General features: G+C 75.0%; 12 protein-coding genes. 7 read left to right on the top strand and 5 right to left on the bottom strand.

From position 1 onward, the window contains the following. Positions 1-121: 121 nt before the first annotated feature. From ACH4PU_RS15695 to ACH4PU_RS15685, 3 genes are read left to right on the top strand one after another with little or no spacing between them, the layout of a single operon-like run. Positions 122-1183, top strand: coding sequence for a FecCD family ABC transporter permease (locus ACH4PU_RS15695; RefSeq protein ID WP_398271696.1), 1062 nt, complete (start codon positions 122-124; stop codon positions 1181-1183). After that, positions 1180-2265: a FecCD family ABC transporter permease gene (locus ACH4PU_RS15690; RefSeq protein WP_398271694.1), complete on the top strand. Its 1086-nt coding sequence runs from the start codon at positions 1180-1182 to the stop codon at positions 2263-2265. The genes ACH4PU_RS15695 and ACH4PU_RS15690 overlap by 4 nt, the downstream gene beginning before the upstream one ends. Positions 2266-2279: 14 nt before the next feature. Further along, complete coding sequence (locus ACH4PU_RS15685; protein ID WP_398272151.1) at positions 2280-3122, top strand: ABC transporter ATP-binding protein; 843 nt, start codon at positions 2280-2282, stop codon at positions 3120-3122. Positions 3123-3133: 11 nt separating this feature from the next. On the opposite strand, the gene ACH4PU_RS15680 is transcribed toward ACH4PU_RS15685, so the two are convergent. Continuing rightward, positions 3134-3949, bottom strand: a complete 816-nt coding sequence (locus tag ACH4PU_RS15680) for a class I SAM-dependent methyltransferase (protein WP_398271691.1) — start codon at positions 3947-3949, stop codon at positions 3134-3136. A 155-nt stretch (positions 3950-4104) separates the two neighbouring features. Next, the gene (locus tag ACH4PU_RS15675) at positions 4105-4581 is read right to left on the bottom strand and encodes a MarR family winged helix-turn-helix transcriptional regulator (protein WP_398271688.1); all 477 of its coding nucleotides are present in this window, start codon (positions 4579-4581) and stop codon (positions 4105-4107) included. Between the two features lie 104 nt (positions 4582-4685). On the opposite strand from ACH4PU_RS15675, the gene ACH4PU_RS15670 reads away from it, so the two are divergent. Together ACH4PU_RS15670 and ACH4PU_RS15665 are read left to right on the top strand one after the other, a co-directional pair. Beyond that, on the top strand, positions 4686-5534 hold the full coding sequence (locus tag ACH4PU_RS15670) for an SDR family NAD(P)-dependent oxidoreductase (protein WP_398271686.1): 849 nt from the start codon (positions 4686-4688) through the stop codon (positions 5532-5534). A 369-nt stretch (positions 5535-5903) separates the two neighbouring features. After that, a complete protein-coding gene (locus ACH4PU_RS15665; RefSeq protein WP_398271683.1) occupies positions 5904-6842 on the top strand; it encodes a helix-turn-helix domain-containing protein in 939 nt (312 codons plus the stop codon). A gap of 14 nt (positions 6843-6856) precedes the next feature. Here ACH4PU_RS15665 and ACH4PU_RS15660 read toward each other — a convergent pair whose 3' ends face one another. Together ACH4PU_RS15660 and ACH4PU_RS15655 are read right to left on the bottom strand one after the other, a co-directional pair. Beyond that, positions 6857-7243, bottom strand: coding sequence for a hypothetical protein (locus tag ACH4PU_RS15660; protein ID WP_398271681.1), 387 nt, complete (start codon positions 7241-7243; stop codon positions 6857-6859). A 408-nt stretch (positions 7244-7651) separates the two neighbouring features. Continuing rightward, positions 7652-8548 carry an alpha/beta hydrolase gene (locus ACH4PU_RS15655; RefSeq protein WP_398271678.1) on the bottom strand — a complete coding sequence of 299 codons (897 nt, stop codon included), beginning with the start codon at positions 8546-8548 and terminating at the stop codon, positions 7652-7654. A gap of 91 nt (positions 8549-8639) precedes the next feature. Between ACH4PU_RS15655 and ACH4PU_RS15650 the strand changes: the two genes are divergently transcribed. Continuing rightward, positions 8640-9077, top strand: a complete 438-nt coding sequence (locus ACH4PU_RS15650) for a MarR family winged helix-turn-helix transcriptional regulator (RefSeq protein WP_398271675.1) — start codon at positions 8640-8642, stop codon at positions 9075-9077. 73 nt (positions 9078-9150) lie between these two features. On the opposite strand, the gene ACH4PU_RS15645 is transcribed toward ACH4PU_RS15650, so the two are convergent. Next, positions 9151-10263, bottom strand: coding sequence for a hypothetical protein (locus ACH4PU_RS15645; protein WP_398271673.1), 1113 nt, complete (start codon positions 10261-10263; stop codon positions 9151-9153). A 290-nt stretch (positions 10264-10553) separates the two neighbouring features. On the opposite strand from ACH4PU_RS15645, the gene ACH4PU_RS15640 reads away from it, so the two are divergent. Then, positions 10554-13190: a helicase-associated domain-containing protein gene (locus tag ACH4PU_RS15640; protein ID WP_398271671.1), complete on the top strand. Its 2637-nt coding sequence runs from the start codon at positions 10554-10556 to the stop codon at positions 13188-13190. Position 13191 lies beyond the last annotated feature (1 nt).

Raw genomic sequence — 13191 nt, 5'->3', positions numbered from 1 at the left:
CGTACGCCCCCATACCCCACCTGCCTCACCCGCCCCACCCGTCCGACGCCCCAGCGCCCCACCCCACTCCCGCCCCATCGCCCCGTCCGCCCCCACCGAGAGAGCCGCCGGAATCCGCGCCGTGGAAGCCATACCCGCCCCGCCCGACCCGGTCGGCTCCCCCGCCCCGCCACCACCGCCCGCCACCGTGCCCGTCCGCCGTCGCGCCGGCTGGACGGCCGCCGCCGTCGTGGCGCTGCTGGCGGCGGTCGTGCTCAGCCTGGCCGTGGGCAGCCGGACGATCCCGCCGGACCGCGTCCTCGACGCCCTGCTGCACGGCGGGGACGACGCGACGGCCGGCGTCGTCCGCTCGCTGCGGCTGCCGCGCACGCTGATCGGTCTGATGACGGGGGCCGCCCTCGCCATGGCCGGGGTGGTGATGCAGGGCGTCACCCGCAATCCGATCGCCGATCCGGGCATCCTCGGCGTGAGCCAGGGCGCCTCGCTGGGCGTCGTCCTCGCCATCGCCGCCGCCGGGGTGCACACGCTCACGGGGCAGGTGTGGTTCGCGTTCGCGGGAGCGGCGGTGGCGTCCGTCGCGGTGTACGCGATCGCCTCGCGCGGCCGCGACGGCGCGTCGCCCGTCAAGCTGGCGCTCGCCGGGGCGGCGATCAACGCGCTGCTGGTCTCGGTGATCTCCGGGGTGCTGACCACCCGGGCGTCGGCGCTGGAGGAGTTCCGGTTCTGGCAGATCGGCTCGCTGGCCGGCCGGGACCAGGCGATCGTGGGCCAGATGTGGCCGTTCCTGCTGGTGGGGACGGTGCTGGTGCTGTCCGTGGCGCGCGGTCTGGACGCGCTCGCGCTCGGCGAGGACGTGGCGCGCGGCCTCGGCCGCAACGTCGCGGCCGTGCGGATCGCGGCCGGCACGGGGGCCACCGTGCTCACCGGTGTGGGGGTCGCGGCCGCCGGCCCGATCGCGTTCGTCGGCCTGGCCGTGCCGCACATCGCCCGGGCACTCGTCGGCGGCGACCACCGCCGGCTGCTGCCGATGGCGGCGCTGCTCGGGCCGGTCGTGCTGCTGCTCTCCGACGTCGTCGGCCGGGTCATCTACGCCGACAACGAGGTTCCGGCGGGTGTGATGACGGCCCTCATCGGCCTCCCGTTCCTCGTCGGGCTCGCCCGTCGCAGGAAGGTGGCGGCATGACGGCGCCGCGGCGGGCGGACGAGACCGTCCTCCTCCGCCCCACCGGTTACACGGTCCTCCGCACCCGCCGGCCCGGCCGGGCCTCCTTCCTCCTCCACCGCCGCAGCGCGGCCGTCGCCCTCTGCCTGGCGGTGGCGCTGGCCGCGGCCTGCCTGGCGTACCTGTGCGTGGGCGACACCTTCGTCGCGCCGGGCGCGGTTCTGGACGTCCTCCTCGGCCGGCCGTCCCCCGACGAACTGGTCGTCGGCACCTTCCGGCTGCCGCGCATGACCGTCGGCCTGCTGGTGGGGGCCGCGTTCGGCATGGCGGGGGCGCTCATCCAGACCGTGGCCCGCAACCCGCTCGCCAGCCCCGACATCATCGGAGTATCGCAGGGCGCGGGGGCGCTGACGGTCGGCGCGATGACGTTCGGCGTCACCTCGTCCGCGACGCTCCCCTACGTCTCGACGGCGGGCGGGCTGCTCGCCGCCGCCCTCGTCTACCTCTTCGCGTGGCGCGGCGGGCTGCACGCGGGCCGGTTCGTGCTCATCGGCATCGGCTTCGCCATCGCGCTGCGGGCGATCACCCAGCTGTTCCTGACCAAGGGTGACTACCTGGTCGCCCAGCAGGCGAAGGTGTGGATGACCGGTTCGCTCAACGGCGCCGGCTGGGACGCGGCGGCGCCGGTGGCGTGGACGCTGCTGGTGCTCGCCGTCCCGCTGTGCTGGGCCGCGCGGGCACAGCGCGCGGTCGCGATGGACGACGCCACGGCCACCGCGCTGGGCGTCCGCCTCAACCGGGTGCGGGCGGGGCTCGTCCTGCTCGGCGTCGTCCTCGCCTCCGTGGCGACGGGCGCGGCGGGCCCGGTGGACTTCGTCGCGCTGCTCGCCCCGCAGATCGCCCGCCGTACGACGCGCACGGACCGGATCCCGCTCGTCTGCTCCGCGCTGACGGGCGCCCTGATCGTCGTCCTGGCGGACCTGCTGGCCCGCAAGCTCTTCGAACCCACCCAGCTCCCGGTGGGCGTCCTCACGGCCGCGGTCGGCGCGCCGTACCTGATCCGGCTGATCATCCGCGGCCGCACGGGAGGAAAGTCGGCATGACCCAGGAAGTCGGCATGACGCAGCAAACGGCCCCCATGGCGACTCGTGCGGGGTCCGCACGGCTGCGCGCCCGCTCCCTCACCCTCGCCTACGAGCAGCGGACGGTCGTGGACGGCCTCGACCTCGACGTGCCGGACGGCGAGGTGACCGTGATCATCGGCCCGAACGCCTGCGGCAAGTCGACGCTCCTGCGCGCCCTGGGGCGGCTGTTGAAGCCGGTGTCCGGTGCCGTCCTCCTCGACGGCGAGCAGCTGAGCCGCGTCCCCACCCGGCAACTGGCCACCCGCCTGGGCCTGTTGCCGCAGACTCCGGTGGCCCCCGAGGCGATCACGGTCGCCGACCTCGTCGCCCGCGGCCGGCAGCCGCACCAGCGCTGGTGGCAGCAGTGGTCGGAGGCGGACGAGCGGGCGGTCGCCGAGGCGATGCGGCGTACGGACGTGGCGGCGCTGGCCGGCCGCCCGGTCGACGAACTCTCCGGCGGCCAGCGGCAGCGCGTCTGGATCGCCATGGCCCTCGCCCAGGAGACCGACCTGCTCCTCCTCGACGAGCCGACGACGTACCTCGACATCGCCCACCAGGTCGAGGTCCTCGACCTCGTCCGCCGCCTCAACACCGACCGCGGCCGCACGGTCGTCGCCGTCCTCCACGACCTCAACCAGGCCGCCCGCTACGCCGATCACCTGGTCGCCATGAAGGACGGCCGCGTCGTCGCCCAGGGCCGCCCGGGGGACGTGGTGACGGCGGACCTCGTCCGCGACGTCTTCGGCCTGGAGTCGGTGGTCGTCCCGGACCCGGTCACGGGCGGCCCCCTGATCGTCCCGGGCCCCCCGGCACCGGGCCGCGCCACCACCGCCTGAGGCGGGCGTCCTCAGGCCCGCCCAAAGGCCAGCAGGTGCGAGCCGGCGGCCAGCAGGTCCGGATACCCCTCGGCCATCCGCGCCGCCTCAAGTGCCGCGCGGAACATGGCCGATCCGCCGAGCCCCTCACCCGTGTGCTGCTCAACGGCCTTCAACAGTCCCCAGGCGGGCCCCTCGACGCCATACAGGCTCACGTCACGGAACCCGGCCCGGCCCAGTTCATCCGTCAGCTCGTCGGCGGTGTGGAAGTAGGCGGCGGTGAAGCCCTTGCGCCCGGCTTCATGCCGCCCGGTGGCCAGGATGTCCACGACCGCGTCGCGCACGCCTCCGCGATCGAGCCAGGTGGTGGCCGTGTGCTCGAGCAGGGAGGCGTAACGGCTGATCGCCGCGGCGGCGATCAGGCCGCCGGGCCTGAGCACCCGGCGGGCCTCGGACAGAGCCCGCAGCCGGTCTCCCTGTTCCAGCAGGTGGTAGAGAGGCCCGAGAAGCAGCACGACATCGCAGGACTGATCGACCACCGCAAGGCACCGCGCGTCCCCGGTCTCGGCCCGGCAACCGGCCCCCCGCGCGGCCTCGACGTGACGCGGCACAGGGTCGATCAGACGCACGTCGTACCCGTCGTCGGCCAGCCACCGAGCATGCACCCCGGGGCCGCCCCCGACGTCCAGGACCGCCGCGGGCGCGGGCGGAAGGTGCCGGCGCAGCAGCTCCTGCGTACGGACGAGTTCGAGTCTGCCGTCGGCGGACGCCGTCAGCCGCGTCGCCTCGTCGTACCCCTCGGTGTAGAACGCGATGATCTCGGGGGCGACCACGGGCGGCTGCGTCATGGGCAGCATGCTGTCCCTTGACCGGTCAACCTGTCCAGGATCGGAGCCAGAGGTACGCCGGTACCGAAGTGCGAACGGATCGCCGACTCGCTGCGCCAGCGCATCACCGAGGCACACAAGGCGCTGAGAGGTTCCCCGCGGCTGGGGGCGTCGCTTCAGCAGACCGAGCGGCCCTTGAGTTTGTTCCAGACGGTTTCCAGGGCCGCGATGTCGGCGTCGTCGAGGAGGTCGTCGAAGACCTCGGCCAGGGATTCGCGGCGGGTGGCGTTCGCGGCGGTGAAGGTGGTGCGGCCGGCCGGGGTGAGGGTGACGCGGACGGAGCGGGCGTCGTAGGGGGACGGGCTGCGTTCGACCAAGCCGCGGTCCTCTAGGGCGTCGACGACGCGGGAGACCTGGCTGCGGCTCAGCAGGGCCTTGGCGCCCAGGTCGGACACCGCCACCGGTTCGGTCTCGCCGTGGAGCCAGAGCATGACCTCGAACCACGTCAGCGGGAGGCCGTGCCGGCGGACCAGGGCCGCGTCGGCGTGTGCGGTGAGCGTTGTGCAGGCCCAGATCAGGCCGTAGAACGCGCGGTCGCGGGGGGTGCGCTCCTCGGGGGCGGAGGGGTCGGGGTTCGCATCGGCTGCTGGCATGCCGTCATTTTAGGCGGTTGCGTGTGTGCGCACACATCGGCAAGATGTGTGTGCACACACGCAATTGCTGTTCAGTTTCGTTCGCGAACGGAGTACGCCCCCTGATGACCTCTCCGAAGACCGTCCTGATCACCGGTACCTCTTCCGGCATCGGCCTCGCGGCCGCCCTCGGCGCCGCCCGGGCCGGCTGGAACGTCGTCGCGACCATGCGCGACACCGGCAAGGCCGACGCCCTGCGCGCGGCCGCCGCCGAGCAGGGTGTCGACGGCCGCGTTCAGGTGAAGCGCCTGGACGTCGTCGAGCCCGAGACGATCACCGCCTGCCTGGACGAGGTGGTCGCCGAGCACGGGCGCCTCGACGCGCTGGTCAACAACGCGGGCGCCGGGTCGGTTGGCACCGTCGAACTCGTCGGGCTCGACGACTTCCGTGCCGCCATGGAAGTCAACTTCTTCGGGGTGGTGGCCACCACCCGGGCCGCGATGCCCCATCTGCGCGCCTCGCGGGGCCGGGTGATCACCGTGACCAGCGTGGGCGGCGTCGCCGGCCAGCCCTTCAACGAGCCCTACTGCGCGGCCAAGTTCGCCGTCGAGGGCTTCATGGAGTCCCTGGCGCCCGTCGCCGCCACCGTCGGCGTCGACGTCACCGTCGTCGAACCGGGCGCCGTCGCCACCGAGTTCGTCACCAGCATGGGCATCGACCGGGGAGCCGCGCTCGCCGGCGCCGGACCCTACGCCCCGGCCCTGCGGACGTACTTCGAGCGCATCGACGGCGTCTTCGCCACCGCCGCCCAGTCCCCCGCCGAAGCCGCCGCCCCGATCACCGAGGCCCTGACCTGCGACCGCCCCGCCTTCCGCGTCCAGACCTCCGCGCGCGCCCGCGACATCGTCGGCGCCAAGCTCGCCGACCTCGACGGGTCGGCCGTCCAAGCGGCCGCCGGCGGACTGCTGCGCTGATCGCCGGCCGGTGGCGCCGGGGCCTCCGGATCGAGGGTTCCGGGATCCGGTTCCACGGGTCGCGGGTGGCCGCGAACCCGGCAGGGGGGACGTCCACTTGAAGACATGGGGGAAGGAACTTTCACCCTCCCAACCCACCCGTGTCACCCCATCAGGTGACACGGTGGAAAGCGCCGCGATCGGCGCGGTAGCGTCGCGCTCACACCACCAGATGTCGTGAAAACGACGACGGCCCCCGCCGGGACGGCAATCCCGGGCGAGGGCCTGATCATCAAGGAAGCGAAGACCTTCCCCATGACTGAGACGCAGTTTAGCGCGCACGCGGGCACGTGTGCCGGGTCGCCGCGAGCCGCCGTGCCACTCGCCGGAGTGACGCACGTACGGCATCGCCACACCTCGCACTTCACCGTCGTCGGCAATCACCTCGCGCAGCACCGGGAGTTGTCCCTGGTCGCGATCGGCATCGGTGTGTACGTCCAGTCGCTGCCGGATGGCGCGAACGTCGGGATCAAGGATCTGACCAGGCGGTTCCGGGAGGGCGAGATCACCATCGCGCGCGGGCTGCGCGAGCTGGAGCAGGCCGGTTACCTGCGGCGGGAGCGTGTGCGGACGGAGGAGGGACGCGTCGTCACCCTCACGCGCTGGCATGAACGGCCGGGGGCGCGGACGGAAGTCAGGCGCTCCGGGGAGGCCGCACCTCCCGTCGATCTCGTCCGGCGGCAGCGGCAGCGGACGGAGCCGGAACGGCCGCGGCCCCAGCCCTCGCAACCCGGTCCGTCACAGCCCGAGCAGCCTCCGGCACCCGAGCCGCTTCCCCCGCCCGACGGGCCCGCCGCCGACCTCCTCGCCGGGCTCCGCCGCCACGATCCCCGGCTGCTGCTCTCAGAGAAGGACGTACGGCAGCTCTCACCCGCCGTCCGGGCCTGGCTCGAACGGGGCGTCGGGCCCCGGCAGATCATCCGCACGCTGACCGCCGAACTCCCCGTCGGCCGCATTTCCCGGCCCGCGCGCCTCCTGCGTCACCGGCTCACCCACTGGCTGCCGCCCGCTCTGCCCACCGGGCCGCTGGAGCCCCTGGGGGCGCCCGGGGACGTGCCGCCGGGGCTCGCCCCCTGGGACGCTCCGGGCTTCGGGTCCCCGCACGCCCAGCCGCCCGCCCCGCCCGCTCCCCTCCCCCTCCGCACCTGCGACGGCTGCGAGCGCGCCGTCCGGGCCGCCCACCCCGGTGCGCTCTGCCGCGACTGCCGGGAGAGTGCCGTGCTCGTCGGAGCCGACGGAGAGGCCGGTGGGGTGGACGGCGGTGTGTGAACGCGCGGCGCGTGTCAGCCGGGGATCGCCCCGGCGTCGATGACCTCACCGTTCAGGTCGCACCACGCGGTCGACGTACGGCCGGAGCGGACGCGGTCGCCGAAGCGGAGGTAGTCGATGCCGTCGGCGCGGTGACAGACGATGTACGAGGTGAACGGCTGCCCGTAGCACGTGATCGACGCGCCGTGGCCGTTGTCGCCCCGCAGGTACCGCCAGGTGCCGCAGGTGAAGGCCGATCCGGAGGTGACGGAGGTGACGGAGGCGGCGGAGGGGGCGGACGCGGCGGGCGTCGCGGCGGCCTCCACGACCGACGCGGACGCGGGTGCCGCGAACCCTGCCACCCCTCCGCCCGCGAGGGCCAGTGAGGCGGTGACGACCGCGACACGGGGGCGGATCTTCATGGTTCCTCCCTTGTCTGGATGCCGGGTTGGTCGTTGCGCCGGCCGACGCTAGTCGCCGGCGCGGCGGTCACCCAGTGCCGCACGGGAGTTGGCCGGTACCGGACCCGGCCCCGTCGGACATCCGTCACGTCCGCGCGCCACCGTCGCGCCCCAAGCGGAGAACGGGCCGCCGGAAACCCTCACTTCACGGGACCCGCCCGTCGCTTCCCGGCCGTTCCTCCGACATGGCACACCACACCGGGCCCACCCACCCCGTACGCCCCACCGCCTCGGGGGACGTGCCTTCGTCCGTCCGAACTCCCACCCGCGCGTTCACCGGCTCCCCCTTCACCCGGCGCATCGTCGCGGCCGGCGATCACGGGGACCGGATCCGCCGCCGGCCGTGCCGGAGCCGATGTCCGTGCTCCCTCAGGCGCTGAGGTGCTGGGTGAGGAACAGGGCGGCGCGGTCGAGCGCGTGGCCGGCTTCGTCGAGTTGGCCGATGAAGGACTGGAACACGTGCGGTACCCCGGCCGTGACGTCCAGGATGACGTCGACCTCGGCGTCCCGGGCTCGTTCGGCGAGGCGCACCGAGTCGTCCAGCAGGAGTTCGTTCGTGCCGACTTGCAGCAGCAGCGGCGGGAAGCCGGTGAGGTCGGCCAGGACGGCCGGCGCGAGCAGTTCCTGGTTCGGGTCCTGTCCGCCGAGGTACCAGTCGCCGGTGTGAGCCATGCCCTCGCGGGTGAAGAAGGGGTCGACGCCGGCTTTGGTGTCCATGCTGGCGCCCGTACGGGTGTGGTCGAGGCCGGGGGAGAACGCGACGATGGCACCGGGCACGGGCAACCCGGCCTTCCTGGCGGCGAGCGTGGTCGTCACGGTCAGACCCCCGCCGGCCGAGTCACCGGCGAACGCGACGGATTCCGGGTCGGCCCCGTCGTCGAGCAGCGCCCGGTACGCGGCGACGCAGTCTTCGATCGCGGCGGGGAACGGGTGTTCCGGCGCGAGCCGGTAGTCGAGCGACAGCGCACGGAACCCGGTACGGGTCACCAGGCCGGCGGTCAGTCCCATCGCTGTTTGTGGTGATCCCAGGGAGAACGAGCCGCCGTGGAAGTAGAGGATGATGCCAGGACGGGCCTCGCCCTCCGGTTCGACCAGTACCGCGGGCCGCTCGCCGAGCACGCTCTGGGACGTGCGGACTTCCGGGACCGGGAACAGCGCCATCAGTGCCGCGAAGTCGGCGCGCATCCGCTCGACGGGCAGGGGCCGGAAGCCCTGTGAGCCCCGCCGCAGCATGGCGTCGACCGTCGCGCGCTGTGCCTTGCTCATAGGTGAACCCCTCCAGAGGCGCGTCGCTAAACTGTATGCCGTGGAAGGTAATGCATATGCCGCGGCATCTAAAGGGACCGGGCCGGCGACCGTGGATTTCTTCAGCGATCTCGTGCGGTGCGAGACGCGTCTGTACAACGCGCTCAACGATCAGCTACGCCGTCACCACGGGATCGCGGCCTCGCAGTTCGAGTTCCTCCGCTATCTGCGCGACCACCCGGGCGCCCGCGTCGGGGACCTCGCGGGGTTCTTCGCCATCGGCGTCGGAGCGACCAGCAAGGGGATGGACCGCCTCGAAGCGCGTGGCTGGGTCCGACGCGTCCCCAATCCCGCGGACCGCCGCTCCTCGCTGCTCGAACTCACCGATGCCGGTGCCGAGCTCGTCAACGACGCGGAGAACACGTTCGCGGCCGTCAACGAACTCGTCCAAGCAGCCATCGATCCCGAACAGTTGCAGGCCACGGCACAGGCGTTGCGGCAACTCCGCACCGCGCTCGAACACGACGGGATCGGCACGCCCGTCGGCTAGAGGGTGGCGGAGGGGGCGTACGGCGACCGGACGCCGTTCGCGGTTCGCGGTTCGCCGCTCCTCCCGTCCCGTGTCACCCCGGGCGGCGCGCCCGCCACAGGACGAACAGGGCCGAGCCGACGGCGGCCACCCGGACGACGACCGGGAAGGTGTCGACCAGGGCGGCGCCCAGTTCGCCCTGGGCTATCGGGTCGCCCCAGCGGTGTTCGAGGCGCCCCCAGAGCCAGACCAGGGCGGCGCCCGCCGCGACGCCGGGGACGCCCATCACGGCCCACTTGGACTCGGCCTGGGTGAGCCTGCGCGTGATGTAGGCGAGGGCCCAGCCGGCGGCCATGACGAGCAATTGCCCGAGCATCGCGCCGGCGACGAGCAGGATCGCCACGAGGGCGAGCATCGGGCTGATGGGGATGGTGCCCGCGGCGCCTTCCACGCCCGCCGTACCTCCTGGACCGCCCGCACCTCCCGCGCGGCGGAACGGGAAACGGCGGCGGGGCCCCGCGGCGCCCGGCCCCGGCCCCGCCCCGGCCGGCGCCTGCTCGCCGACGCCGGCCGCCGGCTGGAGGGGGCCGCCGGAACGCTCGCCGGCCGCCGCGTCCGCCTGCCGCCGGGCGAGTTCCTCCGGGCCGGGCGGGGGCCTGAGCATGTCCGGGATCTCAATCCCGCCCGTGAAGCCGTGCGTCGTCCCGGTCCCGCCGCCCGCGTCGAAGGACGTCCGCTCCACCCGCCACCACTCGTCCGCCGCCCCGGCGGGAGCGGACGGGCCGCGCAGTTCCTCCTCCGTGGCGAGGTGCGGGGGCGCGCCCGCGTCGGGGAAGCGCACGGCGCCCGTTCCGGCGGCCGCGTGCGCCCCGGCGCCGGCCTCGTCGAGCGAGCCCGGCTCGCCGCGCTGCGCGGGGACGCGGCCCGCGCTCCCCGCCCCAGCCCCGTCCGCCCCGCCGGCACCACCCGTCCCACCGGCGCCACCCGCGCCGGTCACCGCCTCGTCCGGCGTGCCCAGCCCGTCGAGGATGCGGCGCACGGCGGCAGGCGTGTCGGCGCCCTCGACCGCCCGCCGCCGTTCGATCTCCGTACGCAGCCGGGTGACCAGGCGCATCCGGTCCCCGGACGTGAGGGACCGCCGCTGGGCTATGTCGCCCACCTTGCTGAGGTAGTCGTAGACGAGCTGATCGCTCTCGATCCCCACCACGTCCCCCAAGCTCCCCGATGGCCTCCGACGCCTCGCCGCCGCCCGAATCCGACGGTACCCGGTCGTCCCCCGGCTGTCCGCGAGAACGGCCGGGGGCGCCCGGGAGGGCGAACGGCGGGGATGAACGGGGCCAACGGGACGTTCGAGGCGCGGGACCGGCGGGAAAGGGCCGCTCCGCCCACTCCCCGACGGCGATGGCCGTGGAAGCCGTGCAAGACGTCCGCCCGCCCGCCGAAGCGCGGGCCGCGGCCCCACCGCCCCCGTCCCCTCCACCCGGTACCGTTAACAGAATGACCACTTCTCGGGAGACCGGCAGCGGCGGCGGCAGGGCCGGCGGAGGGCCGCGCACGCTCGCCGAGGAGCTGCGGGCGCGGCCCGACGAGGCGCTGGCGGGGCTGTTGCGGGCGCGGCCCGACCTGGTGAACCCGGTGCCGGGGGACCTCACCCAGCTGGCCACCCGGGCGGCGACGCGCGCGTCCGTGGTGCGGGCGCTGGACCGGCTGGACCGGTTCGTCCTCCAGGTCGCGGAGGCGCTGGCCGTGGCACCGGACCCATGCCCCTACGAACGGCTGGCCGGGCTGATGACGGGCGACGAACCGGCGGATCCGCGCGTCGCGGCCGAGCTGCCCCGCGCCGTCGCGGAGCTGCGGCGGCAGGCGCTGGTGTGGGGCGGGGACGACCGGCTCCGCCTGGTCCGTACGGCCCGCGAGCTGCTGGCGCCGTCCGCGAACCGGCCGTCCGCCACCGGGCTGGGCCCGACCGTCGCCGAGGCCACGGCCGGGATGTCACCCGGACGGCTGCAAAAGATCATCGAGGCGGCCGGGCTGCCCGCCACCCACGATCCGGTGACGGCGGTCGCCGCGCTGACGGAGCTGTTCGAGGACCGCGCCCGGATGGCGGCGCTGCTGGCGCGGGCGCCAGAAGGCGCGGTCGCCGTGCTCGAACGCCTCGCCTGGGGACCGCCGTACGGCACGGTGACCGCCGAACCGGCCCCTCACCTGCGCTGGCTGCTGGACCGGGGGCTGCTGCTGCCGACCGGACCCGGCGGCGTCGTCCTGCCCCGGGAGGCGGCGCTGCACCTGCGCGGCGGGCGTGCGCACCGCGCGCCCGAGCCGGAGGCGCCCACGCCGGCGCCCGTCACCGCGTACGCGCCGGAGTCGGTGGACGCGACGGCGGCCGGGCAGGCGCTCACGGCGCTGGCCGCCGTCGAGGAGCTGCTGTCGGACTGGGAGACCGCCGGCCCGCTGGTGCTGCGCGCGGGCGGGGTGAGCGTCCGCGACCTCAAGCGGGCCGCGACCGTCCTCGACGTACCCGGTGCCGTCGCCGCGTTCTGGACCGAACTCTCTTATGCGGCGGGCCTGTTGGCGTCGGACGGGGACGTGGACGAGCGGTACGTCCCCACGCCGGCGTACGACGAGTGGCTCGACCTCCCCGCCGCCGAGCGCTGGGCGTGGCTGGCCGGCGCCTGGCTCGCCACCACCCGTACCCCCGGCCTCGCGGGCACCCGGGACGCCAGGGGCCGCACGCTGTCCGCACTCGGACCGGACCTCGACCGGTCACCCGCGCCGGAGGTCCGGCGCCGCGTCCTCACACTGCTCGCCGGGCTTCCGGCGGGGGCGGCCGTCCCCGCCGACGCGCTGCTCGCGCGCCTGGCGTGGGAGCGGCCGCCGCGGTTCGCGGGGGTGGGGGCGGCGGGGCCGGCGGGGGCCTCGGCAGGCACTCCGGGCTCGTCAGGACCGGCCGGCACCACCGGCACCACCAGCGAGGACCTCCGGTCCCGCCTCGCCCGCTGGGCGCTCACGGAGGCCGAACTCCTCGGCGTCACCGGCCGCGGTGCCCTCTCGGCCCCCGGCCGCGCCCTGCTCACCCACACGGCACACACGGCTCACACAGCGCACACCTCCCACCCGGTCGCCGAACGCACCTCGCCGTCGAACACCGCCCCCGGCCGCACCCCGCGCGCGGAGGCCGCTGCCGCCTCCGTCCTGGCGCCGCTGCTGCCCGAGCCGCTCGACCACGTCCTCGTCCAGGCCGACCTCACCGCCGTCGCGCCCGGCCCGCTGCACCGCCCGCTCGCCCAGCGGCTCGCCGTGCTCGCGGACATCGAGTCCAAGGGCGGCGCCACGGTGTACCGCTTCACACCGGACTCGGTGCGGCGGGCGCTGGACGCCGGGCAGGCGGCGTCCGACGTCCTCGCCTTCCTCACCGAGCACTCCCGTACCCCGCTGCCCCAGCCGCTCGTCTACCTCGTCGAGGACGTGGCCCGCCGCCACGGCCGGCTGCGTGTCGGTGCGGCCTCGTCGTACCTGCGCTGCGACGACGAGGCGACGCTCGCCGAAATCCTCGCCGACCGCCGCTCGGCCGCCCTGCGGCTGCGCCGCCTCGCACCGACCGTCCTCGCGGCCCAGGCCGCGCCGGACGCGCTGCTGGAGGGGTTGCGCGCGATGGGGTACGCGCCGGCGGCGGAGTCGGCGGAGGGCGACGTCGTGGTCACGCGCGCCGACGCGCACCGCACTCCGCCGCGTACGCCCCCCGCGCCCGTCCCCGACGGCCCGCCCGCGCCCGACGACACGCTGCTCGCCGCCGCCGTCCGGGCCGTCCGGGCCGGCGACCGCGCCGCGACCGCAGAACGCAAGCCGTCCCCCGCCGCCGAGGCCCAGGCCCCGGCCGCGACGGGCGCCGCCGCCCTGCCCCGCACCACGCCCGCCGAAACCCTGGCCACCATGCAGGCGGCCGTCCTGACCGGCGCCGCCGTGTGGATGGGCTACGTCAACGCGGAGGGCGCGGCGAGCCAGCGCGTGATCGCGCCGGTGCGGGTGGAGGGCGGTTACGTCACGGCGTACGACCACACGACGGACGAGGTGCGGACGTTCGCGCTGCACCGGGTCACGGGGGTGGCGGAGCTGGCGGAGGAACACGTCTCCTGAG

The sequence above is a fragment of the Streptomyces sp. NPDC021100 genome, from assembly GCF_044333095.1.
Lineage (GTDB): Bacteria > Actinomycetota > Actinomycetes > Streptomycetales > Streptomycetaceae > Streptomyces.
This window is presented reverse-complemented; position numbering and strand designations above follow the sequence as displayed.